The following is a 23,198-nucleotide window of genomic DNA, read 5'->3' as shown; positions in this document are numbered from 1 at the left end:
ACTCGGTGTCGGCCGCCGCGGACTCGGTCGCGGCGCTTGCCGCGGCGAACTGCTCGCCCGCGTCGATCACGGTTGCCTCCGATACCGGATCGACGACCGGCGCCAGGGCATCGACGGCACTCCTCTCGGCGGCGTCGGTGGTTGGCTTGGGTAGCTCGCGCCGGTCGGCATCGGGTTGATCGAGATCGGAGCTCACGCGCGGGGTCCTTCGGGGGTGGCGGCCGCCGCCGCGTGCGCGGCGGCGGGCAGGGCGGCAGCGATACGGTCGAATGCGTTCTCGTCGAGCGCCGCGGAGACGAACCATGCTTCGAACGCGCTCGGCGGCGCGTACACGCCACCGTCGAGCAGAGCGTGGAAGAACGCTGGATAGCGCCACGTCTCGCTCGCCTTGGCGGCGGCGTAATCGGTGACCGGGCGTTCGGCGAAGAACACGCTCACCATATTGCCCGCGAATTGAACCTGGTGCCCGACCCCCGCCGTGGTCAGCGCGTCGCTGAACAAACCGCCGAGCCGCTCGGCATTGCGATCCAGCGCCGCGTAGACCTCATCGTCGGCCGCGCGCAGGGTGGCCAGACCCGCGGCCACCGCGACCGGGTTACCGGACAGCGTGCCCGCCTGATAGACGGGCCCGAGCGGGGCGAGATGGTTCATGATCTCGGCGCGCCCGCCGAACGCGGCGGCGGGAAGCCCGCCGCTCATCACCTTGCCGAAGGTGTAGAGATCGCCCGCGACGCCCTCCCGGCCGAACCAACCCGCGCGGCTGACCCGGAAGCCGGTCATCACCTCGTCCATGATCAGCAGCGCGCCGTGCTCGGCGGTGAGTGCGCGCAGGCCCGCGTTGAACCCGGGCAGGGGTGCGACCGCGCCCATATTGCCCGCCGCCGCCTCGGTGATCACGCACGCGATCTCGCCGGGATTCGTGGCGAACGCGGCCGCGACGGCGTCGAGGTCGTTGTAGGGCAGCACGATGGTGTCCGCCGCCTGGGCGCCCGTGACGCCGGGCGAGGTGGGCAAGCCGAGCGTGGCGACGCCGGATCCGGCGTCGGCGAGCAGCGCGTCGACGTGGCCGTGGTAGCAGCCGGCGAACTTGATGATCTTGGTGCGTCCGGTGTAGCCGCGAGCCAGCCGGACCGCGCTCATGGTGGCCTCGGTCCCGGAGTTCACCAGGCGCACCCGCTCCACCGGCGCGACCCGCCGCACGATCGCCTCGGCCAGCTCGATCTCCGCCTCGGTCGGCGCACCGAAAGATAGCCCGCCGGATGCCGCGTGCCGCACCGCGTCGACGACCGCGGGGTGCGCGTGGCCCAGAATCATCGGGCCCCAGGAGCAGACCAGATCGACGTACTCGTTGCCGTCGGCGTCGACGAGTGTGCAGCCGTGGGCCGAGGCGATGAATCGCGGTGTGCCGCCGACGGATCGGAACGCCCGCACCGGAGAGTTGACACCACCCGGAATCACCGAACTCGCCCGGTCGAAGAGCTGAGCGGAGACCGGCACCGCCGCACTGGTCAGACGCGGAGAAGAACTCACGTGTTCCAGTGTCTCAGTACCGCTGAAATGGTTCGACGACAGGGTGTAGTGCAGTGACGCAGGCCGCAGCCGGCCCGCAACACGCCGAGATGAGGTTCGCGCGAATTTCGATCGCTGGAGGGTTGCCGGTGCGTAATGTCGGGGCCATCGTCTACCGGCTGGGAGGGTCTGCATGCGGATTGCCATCGTCAGTGCGGGTTTACTCACCGCGGTCGCCTGCGCCACCGCGGCACTGGGCGCCGGTTCCGCCACCGCGGAGCCGCTCGATCAGCTCGACCACTCGCGCATCGGCATCCATCTGGACCACGTGGCGACCACGACGCTGGCCGGCGGCCCCATTCCCGCCGTCGTCACGATGGTCATCCCACCCAACCGCATCGGGGCCGGCCTGAAGACCGACTCCGCGATATACCGCGATCAGCACGGCAGGGTCTACGCCTCGCTGCGCCAAGTGCTGATGGAGGCGGCCGGCCATCCGGACGGGACGATCACCGTCTACCTCAATGCCCCCGGTACCCGCGACGGCCGCGTGCTGGACATCTACCAGCACTGGAGCTGAGGACGCCGCGGGCCAACGCCATCAGGTGTACATGCAGGGCACCTGCGCCGACATGGTGTGCAGGACGCACATGAACGAGTTGTAGGGCCCGGCCGAACCCGAATCCGGCACGAAGATCGGCGTCGCGTCTTCCAGCGGCAGACCGGAGTTCGCGCTGGCCGGCGCTGCCCCGATCCCGAGGGCGGCGGCCACGGCAAACGCGGCACAGATCTTTACGGCGAACCGGTTCATCAAACACTTTCCTTCATCACGTGCGTTCCGAACTACGGCCGAAATACTAACGGCCGCAGGAACATTCCTGGCAAAGCGCGCGGTCGCCGGGTGCGCACACCGGACGACACGCGGTTGCACGGTAGCCCAGACTCGCGGTATCCGCAGCGCTTCACACTCGATCCGGGGCTACGTGATGCGGAGGCAGAAAGCGGCGAATCCGGTTGTCACCAGGCACGCCAACGGCGCGGGCAGCGCATGCAGCAACGGCGCGGGCGGGGTGGCCGCGAATGCGGGCAGTGCCGGAAGCGGAGGTGCGGTAGCGGTTTCGGCGGACGCGGCCGGAACCGCTGCGGTGACGCCGATCACGCCCGCCGCCACCGCGCCGAAAAGTGTTCGTTGTACAGGTGGTCTCATGAATTCGGCGTTCCCGTCATCGCGGGGGTCAAACGAGGCGCATATGCCGAAGGCCCGGTCAGCGGCCGGTTCCTGCTCAGCCGCGGAGGCCGCGGACCAACCGGGCCGCCGCATCGATCACGAGCACTCCGGCCACCGCGACGAGCACCGCGGCCAATAGCTGCCAGGGCGCCGCGTAACGGGTCGCGGTGAACCCCGGCACGTCGCCCGAAGGCGCGAAGTCGACGGTGCGCACACTGTTGCGCCAGCTCAGCACCGCAGCCACCAGCGCGAGCAGGATCAGGTCGAGTTCCACGAACACCGGGATGATCCAACGCCTCAACGGTCGGCTCCGTTCTCGCCGCGCTGCACGGCTCCGGTCAACGCCGCCCGCAGCGCTCTGTGGTCCTTGGCCCATGCCTGCACCAGCGTATCGTCGGCCAGCCGCAGCCCGATGCCGGTGCGGCGGCGCGGCACGCCGGTCAATTCCCCGAGCGCCCTGGCCGACTCCCACGGTTCGTCGTCCCAGGACTCCTCGTCGCGTTCGGGGAGGACCTCCGCGACCGAGCTCAGCGGCAGCGACTCGGTGCCCGAGCGCAGCGTCGTCGAGGTGAGCTCGACGCTCGCATGCCGCTTACCGGCGAGCACTTGCAGCGCGACGAAGCCCGCGATCAGCGCGGCGCAGAACAGCAAAGCGAACCAGTGCACGGAACCACCCGTGACGAGTTCGAGGACGAGAATCGCCAGGCACAGGATCGGTCCATAGAGCACCGCACGCCAGCGGGCGCCCGGTTCGGCGAACAAAACGGTCGCTGCGGTCACACCCAGCCCATCACGGCGGCGCGCGGCGACACGGCGTAAAGCGGGATCAGCGAGTCAGGCCGGGCAGCAACAGCACGGCGACGGTCAGCACGGCAAACAGAATCAGCAGGCTCAATACGGCCAGATCCCGCCGAATGCTGTGCGGCTGCTGGATCACCACTCGCATCGCTGCCTCCGATCCTCCGGAGCCACCTGCTCAGTTCCCGCACGAAACGTAAAACAACGCATGGCAAATGACTTCCGGTTCCCATGTCCACTGTGACAGCCCTCACCATACATGCCGGTCTGTCTCGGACAAACTGGGAACGTGTTCCACCGGCCGGTTCAGCGTCCGCCCAGCTGGAAGTACGCGGTGGACTCCGGACGATGCGACAGATAGACGGCCCCAGCCGCGAGCACGGCCTGCACGATCGATGCTCCGCCCGCCACCAGCGAGGCTGTACCGGTCACCGCGTCGATCGCCAGCAACGAGCCGACGCCGATCACCACGACCCAGACGCCGAGCACGGTCAGCAAGGTGCGCGCCCAGAGCTTGCCGCGCCCGAACTGGTACACGATCACCAGCGCGAGCGCCGCGACGCCCAGCCCGATCAGCACCACGAACACGTACACCAGCGACACCATGAGCTCGGCGCTGGCCATCGTCACCTGCGGGTCCTTCGCACTGGCCTGTTCGAAGACCTCCTCGGCGAAGGCGCGCCGCCGCTCCAGCGCGGCGATGACCGACGCGATCAGCTGCACGACGCCGAATCCGAGACCACCCCACCACAACTGCCGCGCGGTACCGACATCCTCCGGCATCGGAACCCGGGCCGGTTGAACGGCGGACGGCTCCGTCATATTCGTCACGACAGCCAGTGCGCGGCCTCGGTCGCCCAGTAGGTGAGCACGATGTCCGCACCCGCCCGCCGGATACCGAGCAACGACTCGAGAACGGCGCCGCGGCGATCGATCCACCCGCGCTCGGCGGCGGCGGTGATCATCGCGTACTCGCCGGAGATCTGGTAGGCGGCCACCGGGACGGTCGCGCGATCGGCGACGTCGCGCAGGATGTCCAGGTACGACATGGCCGGCTTCACCATGACGATGTCCGCGCCCTCGGCGAGGTCCAGCTCCAATTCGCGGATCGCCTCGCGGCGATTGGCCGGGTCCTGCTGGTAGGTGCGCCGGTCGCCTTGCAGCGAGGAACCGACGGCCTCACGGAACGGGCCGTAGAAGGCCGAGGCATACTTCGCGGCGTAGGCCAGGATGCCGGTGTCGGTGCGGCCGGCCGCGTCCAGTCCGCGCCGGATCGCGCCGACCTGGCGGTCCATCATGCCGCTGGTGCCCAGCAGGTCGGCGCCTGCCTCCGCCTGCGCCAGCGCCATCTCGACATAGCGGTCGAGGGTGGCGTCGTTGTCGACGGCGCCGTCGGCGGCGAGCACACCGCAGTGGCCGTGGTCGGTGAACTCGTCCAGGCAGGTGTCGGCCATGACCACGGTCGAATCGCCCACCTCGTCGGCGAGGGCGCGCAGGCCGCGGTTGAGGATGCCGTGCGGATCGCTGGCCTGGCTACCGACGGCGTCCTTGTCCTCGGGGCGGGGCACGCCGAACAGCATGATCCCACCCACGCCCGCCGTGACCGCCTCGACGGCGGCCTTGCGTAGCGAATCCAGCGAATGCTGCACCACTCCGGGCATCGAGCTGATCGCGCGCGGTTCCTCCAGACCGTCGGCGACGAACATCGGGAGCACCAATTGCCGTGGTTCCAGTGTTGTTTCGGCCACGAGACGACGCAAAGCCGGGGTACGGCGCAACCGCCGCGGGCGGTCCATTCCGGTCATGAATCGCACGATACGCCTGTGTCCAATTTGCAGCGCCTGCGGCACTGCGTGTTCGCGGCAATGCTCGGTCTCGCTGCGCTCGAAACCGAGAGCTGGGCCGGCAGGTTGCGTTGGGTGGCGACCGGAGAGTCCTCGGCAGCGCCACGGGCCTTCGGAGTTTGCCGTCACCGATTCTCGCTGGCGACTGCATCGCAGATACCGCTGCCGCTCGGACGCGAGCCGAGCCGCTCGAAACGATTATGTCGAAGCCCCGCCCCGCTGAAACACCAGATAGGGGCACATTTTGGCCGGAATCGCGTCATGCTTGATGTGGGTGAAATCACACCGAAGACCCCGCCCGAGGCGCATACTCCGACTAAGCGAGACCCGCTGGGGGACAGGATGACCGATCCGCACATCGATATCTCGCTGGCCAGAGCCGCCGACTTCGAATCGTGGGTGGCGGTGCTGCTGGCGGACTGGTGGCCGGTGCTGACCCGCGGTCTGCCCCCGCCCGCGACCACGATGCGGACTTGGCGCCCCGCCGACGCCACCGGGCAGAACATCTATGTGGAGTTCGTCGCGCGGCAATGGTCCGATCCCCAGCTGATGCGTGGCGCGTACGCCGCCTTCGCGACCCTCGACATCCGCCCCGACGAGCACGAATGGATGCGCAGCCGCGGCACGCACCTGGCCGGTCGCACCGAGGATGCCTTCGTCGGGCTGCGGTACTCCGACACCGCCCACACCGTTTTCCTCCGCCTGCAGAGCAAGCCGTGCCCGGTGACTCCGGGGGCGGGCCGGCGGCTGCTGGCCGTGGCCCAGGCGAATCTGCCGTTCCCGGACACCGCCGCGGGACCGCTGGACGTGCGGGTGGCCCGCAACAGCGCGCGGCACCTGCTCGCGGCGCACAGCGCACGGCACAGCACTCCGGCCGATCCCCTGCAGCTCGGACCGCCGGAGCGGGTCTGCGACATCGGCTGGGCGTTCATCTTTCCGTGGTCGACCACGTCCTGGTACACCGACGGCGCGGTGCCCACGCTGACCCCGGGCAACCGAGGACCGATCGTGGTGGTCAAGGACACTGGACACACCTGGCTGCTGGACAGCCTGGGCAACTACGACGCGCAGCTGATCGCCTACGCCCGCGAGCACGGGTACCCGGCCCCACTCGGACAACCGTGATGATCGGCGGCGTGGCATCCGCCGGAAGCCGCCGGGCAGGAGTGTCGACATGACCGAGCCGCCGAGCGAGATCGAACTGCTCGCCATGCAGCGGCGCGCCGAAGCGCTGTGGGACGCCGGCGACGCGGCCGGCGCCGAACGCTGGCTGCGCCGGGCCGCCGCGGGCGGCAGCGTGCCCGCCATGGGAATGCTCGGCGCGCTGCTGTGGGCCGTCGGGCGGATCGGCGAAGGGATCCGCTGGTTGGAGCAGGCCGCCGCGCGCAACGACGAGTCCTCGGGTGTGCACCTGGGCCTGCTGCACCTCGAGCGTGGGAATCTGGACGAGGCCGAGCGCTGGTTGCGGCCCGCGGCCGAGAACGGGCTGCCCGAAGCACTGTGCAACATGGGCGTTCTCGCGAATCGGCGCGGTGACGACGTGGCGGCGGAGTGCTGGTACGAACGCGCCGTGCGGGCCGGAAACCCCACGGCCATGCGCAGTCTCGGCGTGCACTTGGCCCGCCGCGGCGAATTCGACCGTGCGATCGCTCTGCTCGCCGAGGCCACGCGCCGCGGAAAGACCGACGCGATGGCGGTGCTCGGCGCCTTGCACTTGGATCGCGGTGACCGGATCGAGGGCGAGCGGTGGCTGCGCAAGGGCGCCGATGCGGGCGATCCGGACTCGATGTTCCACCTCGCGCTCTTGCTGCGCACGGCGGACACGTCTTATCTCGCAGGTGATTTCGCCGACCCCGAGGTGCTGCGGGCCGCCGCCGCGATCGCGGCTGGCCGTACGCGGGCCCAACAGGAGGCCAGGCAGTGGCTCGAACGCGCCGCGGCCCTCGGCCATCCCCAGTCGCTGCGGCTGTTGCACGATCTGTGATCCGTCGCACCACATGGTGCGCGAAAACCATTGTGGCCAGCGAAGTTTGTCGGTCCCCAACGGTAGAATCGAAGGTACGTTCGAGGGGGCTAGCCGCCCCCGATCGCTACGGGAGGGATGCCAGTGCGCACACCACAAACCGTTCTCATCGATCGCCCCTACGCGCCTTTGCAGAAGCGCCCGCTCCCGCCGGGCCGTCCCCGCGCGTGGTACGTCATGCACAACCGGCGGCTGAAGGCGATGCGCCTGGCGATCGCCCTGCTCGACTCGGGCGTCTACGCACCGAGTTACGCCACCAACAAGCGGATCCGGCATACCGCCGAGGTGATCGGCATCCGCCCGCCCTCCGACGCCACCTGCACCATGGTCCGCACGATGATGCGCAGGCGGTACTGAGACGTCCGGGTGGCCGCCGCGCAAGCGATGAAGTTGCAAGCGGCGGCCACTCGGACGCGAGCCACAAGGGGGCCGCGAACACGCAGCACCGTAGGCGCTGCCAATTAGACAGAGCTCAGCGGCTGCGGCGGCTCTTCTTGCGCGGCGGCGGCAGGAGCCCTTCGGCGCGCAGACGGGCGGCATGCTCCGCCAGTGCCTCGACCAGCGGACCGACTTGGGCCACCTCGGGCTGCACGTCCACGCGCAGGCCGAACTCGATGGCCGTTTCGGCGGTCTTGGGGCCGATGCACGCCACGATCGTGCGCGCGTGCGGCTTGCCCGCGATGCCCACCAGATTGCGCACGGTGGAGGAGGAGGTGAACAGGACCGCGTCGAAGCCGCCGGTCTTGATCATCTCGCGCGTCTCCGCGGGCGGCGGCGACGCGCGCACCGTCCGGTAGGCCGTGACGTCGTCGATCTCCCAGCCACGGTCGCGCAGGCCCTCGGCCAGCGTCTCGGTGGCGATGTCGGCGCGCGGCAGCAGCACCCGGTTCACCGGGTCGAAAACATCGTCGTACGGTGGGAAGTCGGCAAGCAGGCCCTCGGAGGACTGCTCACCGCTGGGCACCAGCTCCGGGTTGATACCGAAGGAGCGGACCTTGTCCGCGGTGGCCTCGCCGACGCAGGCGATCTTCACCCCGGAGAAGGCCCGAGCGTCCAAGCCGAACTCGGCGAACTTCTCCCACACCGCGCGCACCGCGTTGGTGGAGGTGAAGACCACCCACTGGTAGCGCCCGTCGACCAAGCCCTTGACCGCCCGCTCCATCTGAGCGGGGCTGCGCGGCGGCTCGACCGCGATGGTCGGCACCTCCATCGGGATGGCGCCGTGCGTGACGAGCCGCTCGCTCATCTCGGCGGCCTGGTCCTTGGTGCGCGGCACCAGCACGGTCCAGCCGTACAGCGCGCGCGATTCCCACCACGACATCTTCGAGCGCTGTGCGACCACCTTGCCGATGGTCACCACCAGCGGGCCGACCAGCTCGGAGGCCGCGCTGTTCAGCGTGGCCAAGGTGGCCTCGATGGTGCGCTGCTGACGGGTGGTCCCCCGTACCGTCACGGCCACCGGGGTCTGCGGCGCCATGCCGTGCTCGACCAAGGCGCTCGCGGTCTCGGCCAGGTGCCCGGAGGTCGCGTGCAGCACGAGCGGACCGGGCGCGGCCGCCAGCGCGGCCCAGTCGACCTCGCCGCGCACATCGGCCTCGGTGTGCCCGGAGCCGAGCGCGATGCCCGCGTAGCTCGGCACCGCCGACCCATTGGGCAGGCCGGGCAGCACCTCGAAGACCATGTGCGACCGGGTGACGGCGTTGACCTCGGCGATCACCGAGTCGGTGGTCAGCGGGTCGCCGGCGACCACGCGCACCACGTCGTGCCCAGTGCGGGCCTCGGCGATCAGCGTCTTGGCCACTTCGGCGGGCTCGCCGAGCGCGGGCCGCACGTCGACCGGGCGCTCGCCGTCGAGGCCCGGCTCGACCTCGGTGCCGATCAAGGCCAGCACGCCTTTGTCGACGTCCGGATCGGTGAAAGCCAGCGTCGCCCGTCCGATCACCTCACGCGCCCGCACGGTGAGCAGCGACGGGTCCCCCGGACCTGATCCGACGAAAAGGATCCGACCAGGGTGCTTTTTCGTGCCTCGGCTCATGCCTGCACCTCGCTTGCGCTCGGCTCCGGCATGCCCGAAGGCGCGGTGAGGATTCGCTCACTCATCGGCTGTTCTCCATTGGGCTGGGGTTGGGCAAGTCTGTGGCGGGCGGACGCACCGCCCGGGTGAGGGAACCGTCGTCCGGTTCGGTGGCGAGCAGCTCGCGCGCGCCCATATCGAGTAACTCGCGGGCCAGCGCACGGCCGAGCTCCGCCGCGTCCGCCGGGGCGCCGACCACCGACGCCCGTAACACGTCGGACCCGTCGACGGCCGCGGCGCACGCGCGCAGCGAGAGCTCGTCCACGATCCGGCCTTCGTCGTCGAGCGACTCGACCACCTCGGCCAGCGCGCCGATCGGCGCGGTGCAGCCCGCCTCCAGCTCGGCCAGCAGGGACCGTTCGGCGAGCACGGAGGCGCGGGCGGCCGCGTCGTCCAGCCCGGTCAGGATCGCCACGAGGGCGGCGTCGTCGCTGCGGCACTCCACCGCCAGCGCGCCCTGGGCGGGAGCGGGCAGCATCTGCACCGGCTCCAGCGCCTCGGTGACCGCGTCCAACCGCTCGATGCGGGCCAGTCCGGCCCTGGCCACCACGACGGCGTCCAGCTCACCCTCGCTGACCTTGCGCAGGCGGGTGTCCAGATTGCCGCGCAGCGGGACGATGTCCAGGCCGAGACCGAGCGCCCGCAGCTGTGCGGCGCGACGCGGCGCGGAGGTGCCGACCTTGGCTCCCGCCGGCAGCTCGCCCAGCACGAGTCCGTCGCGCGCGACGAGTGCGTCACGCGGATCCTCCCTGGGCGGGATGGCGGCGATGGTGAAGCGCGGGTCCTGCGCGGTCGGCAGGTCCTTGTAGGAATGCACCGCGATGTCGATCGCGCCTGCGGCCAGTTCGTCGCGCAGCGCGGAGGTGAATACGCCGACTCCGATCTTCTGCACCGGATCGGCGGACAGGTCTCCGGCGGTCTTGATCACGACGAGTTCGGCCGGGTGCCCGGCGGCGATCAGCGCGTCGCGCACCGTGCCGGCCTGGGTGAGCGCGAGCAGGCTCCCCCGGGTGCCGATGCGCCACGGCGTGCGGATGCCGTCCGCGGCCGCGTTGCCTTGGTGGTGCACCATGGTCATGCCGTCTGCCCCTGTTCCTCGCCGCGATGTCCCTCGGTGAAGTCGTCGGCCAGCGCGATGTCCCCGTCGGCCAGTGTGATCTCGGCGCGATCGCCGGTGAGTGCGGTGATCTCCATCGGCGCGGCGACCGCCTGCGCCGCACCCGGTTTCAGCTCGAACAACTCGCGCAGCGCCTCGGCGTAGCTGTCGCCGCCCGGCGTGGACGCCAACTGCTTGACCCGCACGGTCGGCGCGTGCAGCAACTTGTCGACCACACGGCGCACCGTGCGCGCGACCTCGTCGCGCTCGGGGTCGGCCAGGCCGGGCAGCCGCGAATCCAGCCGGAGCAGTTCCGCCTCGACCACCTCCGCCGCGCGCTGACGTAGCGCGGCAACGGTGGGGGTGACCTCGGCCATCCGCTGTCCGGCAAGGTATTTGGCGAGTTCGTCGGCGACGATCGAGCGGGCGGCCGCGGTGTCGTCGGCGGCGGCGCCCGCCGCGGGATCGCGCTGCAACGTCTCGATGTCGATGAGCGTGACGCCCGGTAGCCCGGCCACGGCGTGCTCGACGTCACGGGGGAGGCCGAGATCGCAGAACACCAACGGCCGCTCCACCGTGGCGAATCCCTCGCCGCGCTCGCGGTCGGTCAGCGCACGGTGGGTGTCGGCGAGCGTCACGACCGCGCCTACCGCGCCGGTACAGGTGACCACCACGTCGGCCGCGGACATCGCCTCGGTGAGCCGGGACAGCTCCTTCGCCTCGGCCGTGACACCGTGCGTGCGCGCGGTCTCGGCGAGCCTGCGCGCCCGGCCGATCGTGCGGTTCACCACGATGATCCGGCCGATTCCCGCTCGCGAAAGATGCGCTACCGCAAGGCCGCCCATCGCGCCGGCTCCGACAACCGCGGCCGTCCGACCGGCCAGCGGCCCGAGCACGTGCTGTGCGCGGTCCAGCGCCACCGACACCACCGACGCACCCGCGCGATCGATCCCGGTTTCCGCGTGCACCCGCTTGCCGACCCGCAGTGCGTGCTGGGCCAGCTCGTGCAAGGTCCGCCCGACGGCCTGCTGCGCGTCGGCGGAGGCATAGGCGCCGCGAATCTGGCTGAGCACCTGCTGTTCGCCGACCACCATCGAGTCGAGGCCGCTGGCCACCGCGAACAGGTGCTCGGCTGCGGCCTCGGAGTACCGGACGTAGGCGTGCTTGGTCAGGTCGGGCAGCGGCAGGCCGGAGTGCTTGGTCAGCAGGTCGCCGATCTCGGCCAGGCCGCCGTGGAAGGCGTCGACCACCGCGTAGACCTCCACCCGGTTGCAGGTGGAGACGATCATCGCCTCGGACACGTGGCTGGAGGCGAGCAGGCGGTCGATCAGCTTCGGCCGGTCGGCATCGGTGATGGCCACCTTCTCCAGCACCGATACCGGCGCACTGCGGTGCGAGATGCCGACGAGGAGAACGCTCATGGTGTGACCACCGATCCCTTGCTGCTTGGCTCCGTTGCCGTATGCGGGGTTGTCGAGTGCTGAAGTGCCGGATGCGCGGACCCCGCGTGCGGTGCCGGCAGGTGACGAGCGATGCGGCCCGACCCGCCGTGCGCGACCTCGGGTAGCGAGGTCTGTTCCGCGTTGCGCACCCGTTCGAAGGAAAGCATCTGCATTTCGACGGCCAGATCCACCCGCCGCACCTCCACCGACGCCGGCGCGACCAGCTCGCACGGGGCGAAACTCAGGATCGACTGCACGCCGGCCGCGACGAGCCGGTCGCATACGTCCTGGGCCGCGTCGTCGGGAACGGTGATCACCGCGATGGTCGGCTCCAGCTCGGCGACCGCTTCGGCCAGGACGGCGACGTCACGCACCACCAGCCCGGCGACCGTCATGCCGATCACCTCGGGGTGGCTGTCGAACATGCCGACCACGCTGAATCCGCGCCGCCGGAAGCCGCCGTACCCGACCAATGCCCGGCCCAGATTGCCCGCGCCGACCAGCACCACGCGGTGGCCCTTCGACAGGCCGAGCACGTCCTCGATCCTGGAGCGCAGCTTGGCCACGTCGTACCCGACGCCACGAACTCCATTGGGGCCGAGGAAGGATAGATCCTTGCGCAATTTGGCCGAATTGACACCCGCCGCGACAGCCAGTTCCTCACTCGATACGATGGCAACACCGTCGTCGGCCAACATGGCGAGGACCCGGAGATAGGTAGCCAGCCGCGCGACGGTGGCCTGCGGGATGTCTTTCTGCAGAGCCCTGCCGGAGACGCCGCCTGGCGCCTCATGCTGCTCTGTCACGTCGTCGGCTCCTCGTCCCGGCGCCTCGGGCACCGGTTCGTCGCTCGACCCTCTGACCCGGGACGGTCCGGTGCCATGGGTGTCGAAGTTTCGGATTTCGGGGCGGCTCCGCAGCCTCGGCATGCGGGTCGCGTGCCACCACCGTAACTGCTTGTGAAGCCCTGCACAAAGTCGGTGAAATTGGCCTCATTTTCCGTCCCGACCAGCGCAGTGGCGGAAACGGTCCGGAAACGGCTCCGCTCAGCGCGTCAGGTCGGCGCGCAACCGGGTCTCGTCGACATCGAAATAGCTGTGTTCGCGGCCGTCGAGCAGCACGACCGGAAGCCGGTCGCCGTACTCCGCGCGCAGGCCAGGGTCGGTTGCCGCGGCTTCGTCGACGTCGACGGTCCCCGGTTCGATACCGAATTCGGCGCAGATCACGCGCAGCTGTTCCAGCGCCGTCGCGCACAGCCCGCAGCCGGCGCGAGTAAGCAATGTCACCGAATGTGTGGGATTGGCCATGCGGGATATTTAATCGGGAGTCCGCGCGCCCCGCATGCTCGGCACGCGTCACTCGATTGTGTCGCACGCCGCCTTCCGCCGTGACTGTCACCCGATCCGGCTACTGTTGACATGGTTCGCGCGACGGGCGGAGGTACTGGTGCCGGAACGATCGAAGGTGGCAAGGGCCGGATTCATCGCGGGACGATTCGGGGAGTTTCCGGCGCGCTGGAATCTGAGCCAGATGGGTCAGGGGCTGCAGGACCAGCTCGCCCGCATCTCGCGCAGCCCTTTCGGCCCGAGCGAAGAGGAATTGCGCGCCAACCTGGCGGGTGAGGCGAGCGCGGACGCCGCGCTGACGTTGCACGACGCGGAGCTGGCCGCAGGCGAGGTGGAAGCCGCGGGACCGGAGGCGCCGCGCGACCTGACCGCGGCGGCATTCTTCGACGTCGACAACACCATGGTGCAGGGCGCATCGATCGTCCATTTCGCTCGCGGGCTGGCCGCGCGCAAGTATTTCAAGACCTCCGATCTGGTGGATGTCGCCTGGAAGCAGGTGAAATTCCGGGTCACCGGCAAGGAAAGCAGCACCGACATGGCCAGCGGCAAGGAAAAGGCGCTGGCGTTCATCGCCGGTCGCTCCACCGCCGAACTGGCCGCGCTCGGTGAGGAGATCTACGACGAGATCATCGCCGACAAGATCTGGCCGGGCACCCGCGCACTCGCGCAGATGCACCTGGACGCGGGCCAGCAGGTATGGCTGGTGACCGCGACACCCGTCGAATTGGCGCAGGTGATCGCGAAACGGCTCGGGTTGACCGGCGCTCTCGGCACGGTCGCCGAAAGCGTGGACGGGAAGTTCACCGGACGCCTGGTCGGTGACATCCTGCACGGTCTCGGCAAAGCGCACGCGGTGCGCACGCTGGCTATCCGCGAGGGCTTGAACCTCAAGCGGTGTACCGCCTACTCCGACAGCCACAACGACGTGCCGATGCTTTCGCTGGTCGGAACGGCGGTGGCGATCAACCCGGATTCGGATCTGCGCGAGGTGGCCAAGAATCGGGGCTGGGAGATCCGTGATTTCCGGACCGGCCGCAAAGCCGCCAAGATCGGCGTGCCGACCGCACTGGCCCTGGGCGCCGCGGGCGGTGCCGTCGCCGCGGCGGTGACCCGCCGACGCGACGGCAGCTAGCCACTCACCCCGTGAAAACGTTGCGGCGCTTGGTGAGCAGCTTGTAGAGCGTCTGCTGGATGGTCTCGCGCACCTGGTCGGTGATCTCGAACATGGTCATCGGGTCGTCGGCCGCCTCCGGCTCGTAGGCCGTGGTCGGGATGGGAGTGCCGAACTCGATGTACCACTTCGACGGCAGCGGCACCGCGCCGAGCACGCCGAGGTGCGGGAACAGCGGCGTCACCGGGAAGTAGGGCAGCCCGAGCAGCCGGGCCAGCGGCTTGAGATCGGCCAGCTTCGGGTAGATCTCCTCGGAACCGACGATGGAGCACGGGATGATCGGAGCGCCGGTACGCACCGCCGCGGCGACGAAACCGCCCCGGCCGAAGCGCTGCAGCTTGTAGCGGTCGGTGTACTGCTTGCCGACGCCTTTGAAGCCTTCCGGGAACACGCCGGTCAGATTGCCGCAGCGCAGCAGGCGCTCAGCGTCCTCGCGGCAGGCGAGCGTGTGCCCTGCCTTGCGGGCCAGGACGCCGAGGACCGGCAGCTCGAAGATCAGGTCGGCGGCGAGCAGGCGCAGCGCACGCTGCTTGGGGTGCCGGTCGTGCACGGCCAGTTGCAGCATCAGGCCGTCCAGCGGCACGGTGCCCGCGTGGTTGGCGACGATCAGCGCGCCACCGGCTTCCGGGATGTTCTCCATCCCGCTGACCTCCACCCGGAACCACAGCTCCGACAGCGGGCGCAGCGCGGGCAGGATGAGCGACTCGAGCAGGTGCTCGTCGAGGCCGAACTCGTCGACCTGGTAATCGCCGGTGAGCCTGCGGCGCGCGAAATCGGCGGTCTTGCTGACCTGTTTGCCGAGTGCGCCGCGCACCATTTCCGACACCGACTGCGGCGCGGGCGGTGCCACCGCGGCGCGCCGCTCGATCAGCGACGTCACCGGGCTGGGAGCCGACAGCCGTCGCGGCGCGGGCCGCTGGCGCGCCTCTACCTGGAGGTCGTGGAGTTGGATGACCTTCGCTACGTCACTCATTGGTGTGCTCCCGTACCGGCCCTGAGCAGGCCGAGCAGTTTGTGTTCTGCGGCGTCGATCCATGCTGGATCGACCACGGGCCGCAACGCTGCGCCCCCGATGAAGTCGTCGAACGCCTGTACCGTCGTCCAACGCGGCTCGAACCCGAGTTCGATGCGCATCCGCGTGGTGTCCAGGCCACAACCGAAGTGGAAATAGTCGAGTTGTTCGGTGGAGAACTCCCGCATCACCGGGCCCATCACCAGGCGCCCCGCGGTGCGGAACACCGTGAAGGGCACCGGCAACTCGATCCGGCCCGCCCGCCGAACCGCTTGCGACAGCGACAGCGCGCCGTCGCCCGCGATGTTGTAGGTGCCGCTCGCCGCGGTGCGCGCCGCGAGAGTCAGCGCGGCCACTGCGTCCTCCTCGTGCAACAGCTGCATCCTGGCGTCCCGGCCGAATACGGTGGGGGTCACCGGCGAACGCAGATATTGCACGCCGCGGGCGGCCAGCCGGGGACCAACGATCGGGGCGAATCGCAGAATTGATGTGGCGATATCGGGGCGCCGACGGGCCAGCCCACGAACATAACCTTCGATATCGATAAGGTCGCGCGCGAACCCACCCCGTGGCGGTGTGCGCGCGCTCATTTCCTCGCTGAATTTCGCCGGGTCCTTCGCGCTGCACCCGTACACCGCCGACGAGGACCGCAACACCACCCGGCGCACGGATGGCGCCTTCTGGCAGACCGCGAACAGCTGCATCGCGCCGAGGACGTTCAGATCCTTCATTACCGCGCGACCGCCGCCCGCCGGTGGACGAGCCAGCACCGCGGTGTGCACCACGGTGTCCACTTCGCCACCATCGATCACCTTACGGATCAATGGGTTCCGAATGTCGGCGCGCACGAATTCCGCGCGGCCCATGCGCCGCTGCAACTCTCGACCGGGTGTCATCGTGTCGACGGCGAGAATACGCTCGATGCGGGGATCCTGGGCGAGCCGTGCGACAACCGTGCCGCCGAAGAACCGGCTGGCTCCAGTGACCAGCACGACCTTCGGTGTGTGTCCTTCCCGACCCTCAGAACCCACCGGCACCCGCTTCCCATCGGCCAGCCGTCTTGTGTTCATTCCCGGTCCTAGCGTAGCGGGTGCCTACCCGCTCACCGAGAGTATTAACCAGGATCTAACGATGACTTCAGTCACGTGATACAAATGGCGATTCCGAAATTTCAACTTTCAAACGAAAGGCCCGTCACCTATTGGTGACGGGCCTTCGCAGCTACCGCGCAGCGACGCTTACTTGCCGAGTTTGCGCCGCTGAACACGCGTGCGGCGAAGCAGCTTGCGGTGCTTCTTCTTCGACATGCGCTTGCGGCGCTTCTTGATCACAGAACCCATAGGGTTGTCCTCGCGTTCTCTCTACTCGGCGCGCACGCTCGCCGTGCGCGATTGCCGGACGTCTGTCCGCCGAGGCCCCGGCCGACGAGCCGGGTCGCTCGGCAAGCTCACGCCCCGTGTCCGCGCCGCCGGAGACCACGAGGCAACCGACAGCGATGCCACCGGCGGGCGAACACGAACCGAAGAGCTATCGTACCGGCCCGCCCCTGTAGTCCCGAAACCGCCTCATCCAGCGTCGAAATAAGAGGTTTCCAGATAGTCGTGCACCGCCTTGGCGTGCACGCGGAACGATCGACCGACGCGCACGGCGGGCAACTCGCCCGAGTGCACGAGCCGGTACACCGTCATCTTGGATACCCGCATCAGATTCGCCACTTCGGCGACGGTGAGAAATTGAGTGCCGCCGCCGAGCACGGATTGCCCCTGCGGCGCGGTCTCACGTTGTGCCCGGGAATTCCCCCGACCGCCTGCGGGACCGGAGCCGCCGGATGCTCCGGAACTTGCAGACATCTTGTTTGAAGACATCATTGCACCATTGACCTCCGGCACGTCCGCGCCGCCGGCTTCCCCACCGGCGGAACAGACACGCACGTGCTCCTTGAAGCTTAGCGGGACCAGTGGTGTTACTGCGACGGGAGTGAGAAATCGGGTTTTCCGATCGGAAACAGACCGGTCATTCCGCTGACGCGCCCTGTTCGGCTGACCGTTGCTTGGCCGCGAACAGCGCCTCCAGGAAGGACGAGCGCAGTCCGCCGCGCTCCAACTCGCGCATCGCGGCCGCGGTGGTGCCCGCAGGCGAGGTGACCGCGGCGCGCAGTTCCGCAGCGGTCTGGCCGGATTCATCCAGCAGCGCGGCCGAGCCGACCATGGTCTGCACCACGAGCCGGGTGGCGACATCACGGGTCAGTCCGAGCCCGACGCCCGCGTCCACCATGGCCTCGACGACCAGGAAGAAATACGCGGGCCCCGATCCGGACACGGCGGTGACCGCGTCCATCTGGTTTTCTGCGACGGTCACCACCTTGCCGACCGCGGCGAGCGTCTCCGTCACCAGCTCCAGATGGCCCTCGCGCGCGTAGCGACCTGGCGCGATCACGCTCATGCCTTGACCCACCAGCATCGGCGTATTCGGCATCACCCGGACCACCGGGAATCCGGCGGGCAACTTGCCTTCCAACCGGGTGGTCGGCACACCGGCAGCCAACGAGACCAGCACCTGATCCCGGTCGCCCAACTCGGCTTTCCCCAGCGAGGCGAGCACCGCGTCCACATCGCCCGGCTTCACCGCGATCACCAGCACATCCGCGCCGACGGCCGCATCGGCCACGTCGTCGGTTACCCGGATGCCGAGACGATCGACGATCAGATCGGCCCGTTCCCGATGCGTCTCCACGACGACCAGATCCTTGGTCAGTCGCCCGGACTCCAGCAACCCGGCGACCAACGCCTCACCGATGCGGCCGCCGCCGATCACCGCAATTCTCGTCATGGGTGTCAAGGCTAGACGGCGCGCCCGCGCACTCAGCGCTGGGGAACGAGCGCCAGCTGACGACTCTGCGCGACGACGGCCCCGGTCGAGTCGAGCACCAACTGGTCCTCGTCGAACATTCGCCCGCCCACCTCATGCGTGGTCGCTATGATCCGCAGCCAGCCGGGCGCGGGCCTGCGACGCAGGTAGGTGGTCATCTGCACGGTGGGCGCCCAGCCGAAGTGACCGAGGTTCACCGGCACCGGCGGGCTCATGTCGGCGGTCATCATCGCGAAGAACATGGCGACGTCGGGGTCCTGCTCGTCACCCGGCCGCGGACGCATCCACAACCGCAGGCGCGGTTCGCCCTGCTCGCCCTCCAGGAAGCGCGCCCACTCCCGGTCCAGGTAGATGTCGGCCCCTTGGCCGACGTGCACCACCTCACCCATCGGGGAGCCGGGCTCGTAGCCGATCGCGTCGGCAGGCGGCTGCACCGGCATGTCGGCGTGCTGCGGCGCGTAGATCGGGTCGGCGTCGTCCAAGCGGCTGAAGGTCAGTGCCGTGCGCACCAGGACGCGGCCGTCCTGGATGAGCTCAGTGTCGACCAGGCAGATCTGGCGGCCGATCTTGCGGACACGCACCTCGTACTCCACCTCGCCTGGATTGGGCGCGCCGAGAAAGTCCGAGCTCGCGGCGATCGGAGCCATACCGACCAGGGCCGGATCGGTCGCACGCAGCCAGTTGGTCGCCGCCGCCGCGCTGGCCGCGACCATCGTCCCGCCGTGCACCTTCGGTCCGATAGTCCAGATCTCGTCGATGACGCCGAGATAGCGGCCGGTGTCCGTCCGCGGAGTGCCGTCCGGGGCGGAAGGCGCCAGTTCGGTCAGCGCGCACACCCGGCTGAACGGCGCGTCGGTCGTGGCAGCCGGGCCGAGGTCGGCCGTCAGCTCCGTCGTCATCCTCACTCCTGTCATCCGTCGGCGTCGGCGGCGTCGCATACGCGTTTCGCGCCGCGATGCCGCCGAGCGGCGTTCGTACAGCGTACAACGCAGCGTCCGGAAGGGAATTTCTCCGTGTCGGAGGTTGCGACGATCGTCACATCGGCGGTTCGGCGGAGGCGCGGTTGGCCCCGGTCGCCGCGGGGGCGACGGACACGTCCAGGTGCCTGCGCGCGAACGCCAGCGTGCGGTGCAGCATGGCGGCCCGGTCCTGCGTGGTGCGGGCGTTCTGCGTGTTGATCTCCGCCACCACTTGGCCGGTGAAGCCGGTGCGGACCAGGCTCGCGCAGAGTTCGACACACGGCTGGGTGCCCTCGCCGGGAACCAGATGTTCGTCGTGGGCGGCGCCGCGGCCGTCGGCCAAGTGCAGATGGGCCAGGCCGGGCCCCATGCGGGCGGCCAGGGCCAGCGGATCGGTGCCCGCGGTCGCGGTGTGCGACAGGTCCAGGGTGTAGTGCCGGAAACCGGTGTCGGTGGGGTCGTAGGACGGGCTGAACGCGGTGAGCGCCGGACCGGGCCCGCCGCGCCGGGTCAATCGTTTGACCGCGCCTTCGCGCCTGCCGAACAGCGTGTCCGCCCGCATCGGGAACATGTTCTCCACCGCGACGATGACCGGGCTGTTCTCCTCCAGCTCGGCCACCTGCGCGGCGAACCCCGCCGCGTAGCGGCGCTGCCAGCGGAACGGCGGGTGCACCACCACGGTGCGCGCGCCGAGCGCCTCCGCGGTGTACACACTGCGCTCGAGCTTCGCGATCGGATCCGAGCCCCAGACCCGCTGCGAGATCAGCAGACAGGGCGCGTGCAGCGCGAGCACCGGGACACCGTATCGGCGGGAGTAGGTCTGCACGGTGGCGATGCTCTGGCTGGCCGGTTCGGCCCAGACCATCAGTTCGACGCCGTCGTAGCCGAGTTCGGCCGCGTAGCGGAACGCGGCCTCGGCATTCTGCGGGTACACCGACGCCGTGGAAAGGCCCACCTGGATCGGCGTGGGCCCAGGCGCGGCGCCGGGCTCGTCCGACGAGCCTGCCCCGGTCCACGAGTCCGCCTCGGGCGCCTGCCGCGTCCCGTTCTCGCCCGCCTGCCCGATATTCCCCACGGCCGCTCCCTACTCAGTTCGTGCTGAGGAGAAAGGCTAGTGGCCCCAACGTGACGAAGATGCCCACGACGACGGCGATCACAGTGCTGAGGATGTCGTCGGTCCTGCGCAGAATCCGCACGAGAGCCACCAAGCCGAGAATCACGATCATCGCCAAGGCCAGCGCCACCCAGGGCAGCATCTCCCACATGCGCTCGAAGCCCTTGAACAGCAACATTCCCGCGACCGCCGCGCCGGTGCTCTGGCCGCCCAGGATCATCCACTGGCGCCGGTTGTCGTCGTACTCCGCCTTGTCGGCCGCCCGCGACCGCCGCGGTGACGTGGAGCGTTCGCGGAGTGCCGTCCGTCCGCGGAGCGCCGTCCGAGGCCGCTCGGCGGCTTCGGCCTCGTCGTCCTCGCTGTCCAGGTCGATCGGCTCGTAGACATCGGTGACGCCGTCCAGCTCCCCGACGTCGACCGCGGAGCGGCCGGCACCGCGCGCGCCGCGCCTGTCCCGGTCCGTTCCGGCGCGCTCCGCCCGGTCCATGCCGTCACGCAGCAGGTCACCCGCGACCGTCTGCCCGGATACCAGTTGCTGATCCTGGCTGGCCAGTGACCAGGCGGCGGTCGGGATGCCGCCGGACTCCGGCGCCGCGTCGCGGGCCGGATCCTGGGACTTGTGGCGGCGGGCGGACCAGGCCGGGATGCCGTTCTCGCCCACGGCGTTGCTCCGGGACCCTCTTCGGGGCGCCTCCGGCCGCGGGTCGGGGGGAAGCGGCCGCCCTGGCTTGGGTCGCGTGTCGGGCAGTGGCAGCGGCTCCGACTCGGGTGCGAAGCCGCCCGTGGCCGGGGACCAGGCCGCGGTGGCGGGTCCGAGTTCCTCGGCCGCCTCCGCCGCTCTGCGCCTGGCCGCGCGGCCGCCCTGGACACCGTTGTGTTCGGGAAACCCGTGCGACCGGCCGAAGCCGGGCTCGTCGAAGTCCGCGTGGCGGCTGCGGCCGGGTTCGGCGGCCCCATGGTCGGGCAGCACGTCCCGGCTGGACGGCTCGGGCCGCATGTCGTGCCACCCGCGTACCCCGGTGGCTTCCTCCTCCGGCTCCTCCCGTCTGCGCCTGCGCCCGGAGCGCGGCGGCGCCTCCGGCACGGCACCGCTGGACAGCGGGTCCGGCGTGTACGGACCGGGCGCGGCCGAAAACAGTTCGGACACCGGAGTATCCGACGAGAGTGGATCGAATGGCGCGCTGTGCCGCGTGGCGGAGGGCATCTCGCGGCCAGGCATCACCCTGCTCGACCAACCGGGGCTCGGATAGTCCGCCTGGGACGGCTCCCCGGCCCGCGGCGGATCCGGCTGGGCATAGCCGGCCAGCGGGTCGTACATCGAAATGGGGCCCGAGATGGGCGAATACGCCGACGGATCGGGCTCGGGTTCCGGGGCGTAGGAGACCGGCTCGGGCGCGGGCGGGTCGAACGAGGGCGGCGCGTACGCGGGCTCCTCCGCGACGGCATCGGGCGCGGCGTGCGCGGAATGGCCGCCCCCCTCCCGGATGACCGGCAGGTCACCGGTCAGCTCGGCGACGGAGATGCCACGGCCGCTACGGCGGCGCCTGCCCCCGCCGGACGAGGCGCCTCCCTGCTGGCCGTTGCGTGCCAGCAGCTCCGCGACCGACAGCTGTTTGGAATCCTCACTCATGACGACACCGTCCCGATCGGGCCCGACAGCGGCGCGCCACCGCCGGGCGCCGGCTTACCGTCCGCGGCCGCCGGGCCCGCCGAGTAGATTGCTTCGGGTCCACCATTCATATCGGTATCCAGTTTGCGCAGGATGAGTCCTTCGCGCAGCGCCCACGGACAAATCTCCAACGTATCCAGCGACAGTGCCCGCATACTCGCCTCCGCGACCAGTGCGCCAGCCACCAATTGCTGTGACCGATCGGAACTTACGCCTTCCAATTCTGCACGGTCCGACGCCGTCATCCGCGAGATGAACGCAATCAGTTGGCGCAGACCTGAGCTGGTCAGTGTACGGCGCGCCCGTGGGCCAGCGGCGGAAGGAGCCGCCCCGGTCAGTCTGGCCAGTGATCGAAACGTCTTCGACGTGCCGACGGCGAGGTCGGGTTTCCCCGGCTCGAGCAGCTTTTTCGCCGGAACCACCAGCTCGGCGTCGAGCCAGTCGCGCAGCACGGCCACCCGGCGCTTGCCCGGCGGATCCTCGCGCAGCCATTCCCTCGTCAAGCGGCCCGCACCCAGTTGCAGCGACAACGCGACGTCCGGTTCCTCGTCGCCGCCGTTGGTCATCTCCAGCGATCCGCCACCGATGTCCAGATTCAGAATGCGTCCGGCGCTCCAGCCGTACCACCGGCGCACCGCAAGAAAAGTCAGCCGCGCCTCGTCGACGCCGGAGAGCACCTGCAGGTCTACGCCGGTCGACGCGCGCACCTCGGCGAGAACCTCGTCGGAGTTGGTCGCCTCGCGCAGCGCCGAGGTGGCGAACGGCATCAGCTCCACGCACCGGGACGTCTCGGCGATGCTGGCGAATTCGGCGACGGTGTCGATCAGCCGCCGCGCGCCCGCCTCGGTGATGCGGCCCCCGGCGTCGATGTTCTCCGACAGCCGCAACGTTGCTTTCGTCGAGCTCATGGGCAGGGGGTGACCGCCACGATGCGCGTCCACCACCAGCAGGTGAACGGTATTGCTTCCGACGTCGAGTACCCCAAGCCGCACATGAACACGGTACTGGGTGCCGCGGCACTTCAGCCCAGGCGATCGAACTGTTA

Annotated in this window: 26 protein-coding genes; 5 read left to right on the top strand and 21 right to left on the bottom strand. The window is 69.7% G+C overall.

Going from position 1 to position 23,198, the window contains the following annotated elements; all coding sequences use genetic code 11:
- Nucleotides 1–192: 192 nt before the first annotated feature.
- Nucleotides 193–1,530 carry a glutamate-1-semialdehyde 2,1-aminomutase gene (gene hemL, locus AB0M45_RS18830; protein WP_364330254.1) on the bottom strand — a complete coding sequence of 446 codons (1,338 nt, stop codon included), beginning with the start codon at nt 1,528–1,530 and terminating at the stop codon, nt 193–195.
- Between the two features lie 172 nt (nt 1,531–1,702).
- On the opposite strand from hemL, the gene AB0M45_RS18825 reads away from it, so the two are divergent.
- The gene (locus AB0M45_RS18825) at nt 1,703–2,089 is read left to right on the top strand and encodes a hypothetical protein (protein ID WP_364330251.1); all 387 of its coding nucleotides are present in this window, start codon (nt 1,703–1,705) and stop codon (nt 2,087–2,089) included.
- Nucleotides 2,090–2,110: 21 nt separating this feature from the next.
- Here AB0M45_RS18825 and AB0M45_RS18820 read toward each other — a convergent pair whose 3' ends face one another.
- The 6 genes from AB0M45_RS18820 to hemB all read right to left on the bottom strand — a co-directional run bounded on the left by AB0M45_RS18820 (nt 2,111) and on the right by hemB (nt 5,340).
- The gene (locus AB0M45_RS18820; protein WP_364330248.1) at nt 2,111–2,320 is read right to left on the bottom strand and encodes a hypothetical protein; all 210 of its coding nucleotides are present in this window, start codon (nt 2,318–2,320) and stop codon (nt 2,111–2,113) included.
- A gap of 168 nt (nt 2,321–2,488) precedes the next feature.
- Nucleotides 2,489–2,716, bottom strand: coding sequence for a hypothetical protein (locus AB0M45_RS18815; protein WP_364330245.1), 228 nt, complete (start codon nt 2,714–2,716; stop codon nt 2,489–2,491).
- A 76-nt stretch (nt 2,717–2,792) separates the two neighbouring features.
- Nucleotides 2,793–3,038 carry a hypothetical protein gene (locus tag AB0M45_RS18810; RefSeq protein WP_364330242.1) on the bottom strand — a complete coding sequence of 82 codons (246 nt, stop codon included), beginning with the start codon at nt 3,036–3,038 and terminating at the stop codon, nt 2,793–2,795.
- Complete coding sequence (locus tag AB0M45_RS18805) at nt 3,035–3,517, bottom strand: hypothetical protein (protein ID WP_364330239.1); 483 nt, start codon at nt 3,515–3,517, stop codon at nt 3,035–3,037. The genes AB0M45_RS18810 and AB0M45_RS18805 overlap by 4 nt, the downstream gene beginning before the upstream one ends.
- 324 nt (nt 3,518–3,841) lie before the next feature.
- Nucleotides 3,842–4,357, bottom strand: coding sequence for a hypothetical protein (locus AB0M45_RS18800; RefSeq protein ID WP_364330236.1), 516 nt, complete (start codon nt 4,355–4,357; stop codon nt 3,842–3,844).
- A 5-nt stretch (nt 4,358–4,362) separates the two neighbouring features.
- A complete protein-coding gene (hemB, locus tag AB0M45_RS18795) occupies nt 4,363–5,340 on the bottom strand; it encodes a porphobilinogen synthase (protein WP_364330233.1) in 978 nt (325 codons plus the stop codon).
- Nucleotides 5,341–5,721: 381 nt separating this feature from the next.
- On the opposite strand from hemB, the gene AB0M45_RS18790 reads away from it, so the two are divergent.
- The 3 genes from AB0M45_RS18790 to AB0M45_RS18780 all read left to right on the top strand — a co-directional run bounded on the left by AB0M45_RS18790 (nt 5,722) and on the right by AB0M45_RS18780 (nt 7,759).
- The gene (locus AB0M45_RS18790; RefSeq protein ID WP_364330230.1) at nt 5,722–6,504 is read left to right on the top strand and encodes a hypothetical protein; all 783 of its coding nucleotides are present in this window, start codon (nt 5,722–5,724) and stop codon (nt 6,502–6,504) included.
- Between the two features lie 49 nt (nt 6,505–6,553).
- Nucleotides 6,554–7,363, top strand: a complete 810-nt coding sequence (locus AB0M45_RS18785; RefSeq protein WP_364330227.1) for a tetratricopeptide repeat protein — start codon at nt 6,554–6,556, stop codon at nt 7,361–7,363.
- 123 nt (nt 7,364–7,486) lie between these two features.
- The gene (locus tag AB0M45_RS18780; protein WP_364330225.1) at nt 7,487–7,759 is read left to right on the top strand and encodes a hypothetical protein; all 273 of its coding nucleotides are present in this window, start codon (nt 7,487–7,489) and stop codon (nt 7,757–7,759) included.
- Nucleotides 7,760–7,874: 115 nt separating this feature from the next.
- Here the strand turns inward: AB0M45_RS18780 and AB0M45_RS18775 are convergent, their stop codons facing one another.
- The 5 genes from AB0M45_RS18775 to AB0M45_RS18755 form a co-directional block, all read right to left on the bottom strand.
- Nucleotides 7,875–9,437: a bifunctional uroporphyrinogen-III C-methyltransferase/uroporphyrinogen-III synthase gene (locus tag AB0M45_RS18775; RefSeq protein ID WP_364330222.1), complete on the bottom strand. Its 1,563-nt coding sequence runs from the start codon at nt 9,435–9,437 to the stop codon at nt 7,875–7,877.
- Between the two features lie 61 nt (nt 9,438–9,498).
- A complete protein-coding gene (hemC, locus tag AB0M45_RS18770; RefSeq protein WP_364330219.1) occupies nt 9,499–10,554 on the bottom strand; it encodes a hydroxymethylbilane synthase in 1,056 nt (351 codons plus the stop codon).
- Nucleotides 10,551–11,993: a glutamyl-tRNA reductase gene (locus AB0M45_RS18765; protein WP_364330217.1), complete on the bottom strand. Its 1,443-nt coding sequence runs from the start codon at nt 11,991–11,993 to the stop codon at nt 10,551–10,553. Before AB0M45_RS18765 ends, hemC begins: the two co-directional genes overlap by 4 nt.
- Nucleotides 11,990–12,820 carry a redox-sensing transcriptional repressor Rex gene (locus tag AB0M45_RS18760; RefSeq protein WP_364330214.1) on the bottom strand — a complete coding sequence of 277 codons (831 nt, stop codon included), beginning with the start codon at nt 12,818–12,820 and terminating at the stop codon, nt 11,990–11,992. Before AB0M45_RS18760 ends, AB0M45_RS18765 begins: the two co-directional genes overlap by 4 nt.
- A 240-nt stretch (nt 12,821–13,060) precedes the next feature.
- Nucleotides 13,061–13,321, bottom strand: a complete 261-nt coding sequence (locus tag AB0M45_RS18755) for a glutaredoxin family protein (protein WP_364330211.1) — start codon at nt 13,319–13,321, stop codon at nt 13,061–13,063.
- A 223-nt stretch (nt 13,322–13,544) separates the two neighbouring features.
- Between AB0M45_RS18755 and AB0M45_RS18750 the strand changes: the two genes are divergently transcribed.
- Nucleotides 13,545–14,492, top strand: a complete 948-nt coding sequence (locus AB0M45_RS18750; RefSeq protein ID WP_364330451.1) for an HAD-IB family hydrolase — start codon at nt 13,545–13,547, stop codon at nt 14,490–14,492.
- A 4-nt stretch (nt 14,493–14,496) separates the two neighbouring features.
- On the opposite strand, the gene AB0M45_RS18745 is transcribed toward AB0M45_RS18750, so the two are convergent.
- From AB0M45_RS18745 to AB0M45_RS18705, 9 genes are all read right to left on the bottom strand, one after another.
- Nucleotides 14,497–15,504, bottom strand: coding sequence for a lysophospholipid acyltransferase family protein (locus tag AB0M45_RS18745; protein ID WP_364330208.1), 1,008 nt, complete (start codon nt 15,502–15,504; stop codon nt 14,497–14,499).
- The gene (locus AB0M45_RS18740) at nt 15,501–16,535 is read right to left on the bottom strand and encodes an NAD-dependent epimerase/dehydratase family protein (RefSeq protein ID WP_364330448.1); all 1,035 of its coding nucleotides are present in this window, start codon (nt 16,533–16,535) and stop codon (nt 15,501–15,503) included. Before AB0M45_RS18740 ends, AB0M45_RS18745 begins: the two co-directional genes overlap by 4 nt.
- Nucleotides 16,536–16,781: 246 nt before the next feature.
- Nucleotides 16,782–16,883: an AURKAIP1/COX24 domain-containing protein gene (locus AB0M45_RS18735; protein ID WP_003402602.1), complete on the bottom strand. Its 102-nt coding sequence runs from the start codon at nt 16,881–16,883 to the stop codon at nt 16,782–16,784.
- Nucleotides 16,884–17,108: 225 nt separating this feature from the next.
- Nucleotides 17,109–17,393 (bottom strand): helix-turn-helix domain-containing protein, encoded by a 285-nt coding sequence (locus AB0M45_RS18730; protein WP_364330205.1) that lies wholly within the window; start codon nt 17,391–17,393, stop codon nt 17,109–17,111.
- 163 nt (nt 17,394–17,556) lie between these two features.
- Nucleotides 17,557–18,372 (bottom strand): pyrroline-5-carboxylate reductase, encoded by an 816-nt coding sequence (gene proC, locus AB0M45_RS18725; RefSeq protein ID WP_364330203.1) that lies wholly within the window; start codon nt 18,370–18,372, stop codon nt 17,557–17,559.
- 32 nt (nt 18,373–18,404) lie between these two features.
- The gene (locus tag AB0M45_RS18720; protein ID WP_364330200.1) at nt 18,405–19,310 is read right to left on the bottom strand and encodes a thioesterase family protein; all 906 of its coding nucleotides are present in this window, start codon (nt 19,308–19,310) and stop codon (nt 18,405–18,407) included.
- Nucleotides 19,311–19,446: 136 nt separating this feature from the next.
- Entirely contained in the window at nt 19,447–20,325 is an 879-nt protein-coding gene (locus AB0M45_RS18715) for a sugar phosphate isomerase/epimerase (RefSeq protein WP_364330445.1), read from the bottom strand.
- 133 nt (nt 20,326–20,458) lie between these two features.
- Nucleotides 20,459–22,114 (bottom strand): hypothetical protein, encoded by a 1,656-nt coding sequence (locus AB0M45_RS18710; protein ID WP_364330198.1) that lies wholly within the window; start codon nt 22,112–22,114, stop codon nt 20,459–20,461.
- Complete coding sequence (locus AB0M45_RS18705; protein ID WP_364330195.1) at nt 22,111–23,145, bottom strand: Ppx/GppA phosphatase family protein; 1,035 nt, start codon at nt 23,143–23,145, stop codon at nt 22,111–22,113. Before AB0M45_RS18705 ends, AB0M45_RS18710 begins: the two co-directional genes overlap by 4 nt.
- Nucleotides 23,146–23,198 lie beyond the last annotated feature (53 nt).

The organism is Nocardia sp. NPDC051787, from assembly GCF_040681325.1.
In the GTDB taxonomy this organism is placed as follows: Bacteria; Actinomycetota; Actinomycetes; order Mycobacteriales; family Mycobacteriaceae; genus Nocardia.
Note: the sequence above shows the minus strand (reverse complement) of the source record. Positions and strands in the feature narration are given on the sequence as shown.

Bases quoted from the DNA above. Each gene is read 5' to 3' on its own strand.
- AB0M45_RS18825 (WP_364330251.1), top strand. From the start codon at position 1,703: ATGCGGATTGCCATCGTCAGTGCGGGTTTACTCACCGCGGTCGCCTGC.
- AB0M45_RS18820 (WP_364330248.1), bottom strand. From the start codon at position 2,320: ATGAACCGGTTCGCCGTAAAGATCTGTGCCGCGTTTGCCGTGGCCGCC.
- AB0M45_RS18815 (WP_364330245.1), bottom strand. From the start codon at position 2,716: ATGAGACCACCTGTACAACGAACACTTTTCGGCGCGGTGGCGGCGGGC.
- AB0M45_RS18800 (WP_364330236.1), bottom strand. From the start codon at position 4,357: ATGACGGAGCCGTCCGCCGTTCAACCGGCCCGGGTTCCGATGCCGGAG.
- hemB (WP_364330233.1), bottom strand. From the start codon at position 5,340: ATGACCGGAATGGACCGCCCGCGGCGGTTGCGCCGTACCCCGGCTTTG.
- AB0M45_RS18790 (WP_364330230.1), top strand. From the start codon at position 5,722: ATGACCGATCCGCACATCGATATCTCGCTGGCCAGAGCCGCCGACTTC.
- AB0M45_RS18785 (WP_364330227.1), top strand. From the start codon at position 6,554: ATGACCGAGCCGCCGAGCGAGATCGAACTGCTCGCCATGCAGCGGCGC.
- AB0M45_RS18775 (WP_364330222.1), bottom strand. From the start codon at position 9,437: ATGAGCCGAGGCACGAAAAAGCACCCTGGTCGGATCCTTTTCGTCGGA.
- hemC (WP_364330219.1), bottom strand. From the start codon at position 10,554: ATGACCATGGTGCACCACCAAGGCAACGCGGCCGCGGACGGCATCCGC.
- AB0M45_RS18765 (WP_364330217.1), bottom strand. From the start codon at position 11,993: ATGAGCGTTCTCCTCGTCGGCATCTCGCACCGCAGTGCGCCGGTATCG.
- AB0M45_RS18755 (WP_364330211.1), bottom strand. From the start codon at position 13,321: ATGGCCAATCCCACACATTCGGTGACATTGCTTACTCGCGCCGGCTGC.
- AB0M45_RS18750 (WP_364330451.1), top strand. From the start codon at position 13,545: ATGGGTCAGGGGCTGCAGGACCAGCTCGCCCGCATCTCGCGCAGCCCT.
- AB0M45_RS18745 (WP_364330208.1), bottom strand. From the start codon at position 15,504: ATGAGTGACGTAGCGAAGGTCATCCAACTCCACGACCTCCAGGTAGAG.
- AB0M45_RS18735 (WP_003402602.1), bottom strand. From the start codon at position 16,883: ATGGGTTCTGTGATCAAGAAGCGCCGCAAGCGCATGTCGAAGAAGAAG.
- AB0M45_RS18730 (WP_364330205.1), bottom strand. From the start codon at position 17,393: ATGTCTGCAAGTTCCGGAGCATCCGGCGGCTCCGGTCCCGCAGGCGGT.
- proC (WP_364330203.1), bottom strand. From the start codon at position 18,372: ATGACGAGAATTGCGGTGATCGGCGGCGGCCGCATCGGTGAGGCGTTG.
- AB0M45_RS18720 (WP_364330200.1), bottom strand. From the start codon at position 19,310: ATGACGACGGAGCTGACGGCCGACCTCGGCCCGGCTGCCACGACCGAC.
- AB0M45_RS18710 (WP_364330198.1), bottom strand. From the start codon at position 22,114: ATGAGTGAGGATTCCAAACAGCTGTCGGTCGCGGAGCTGCTGGCACGC.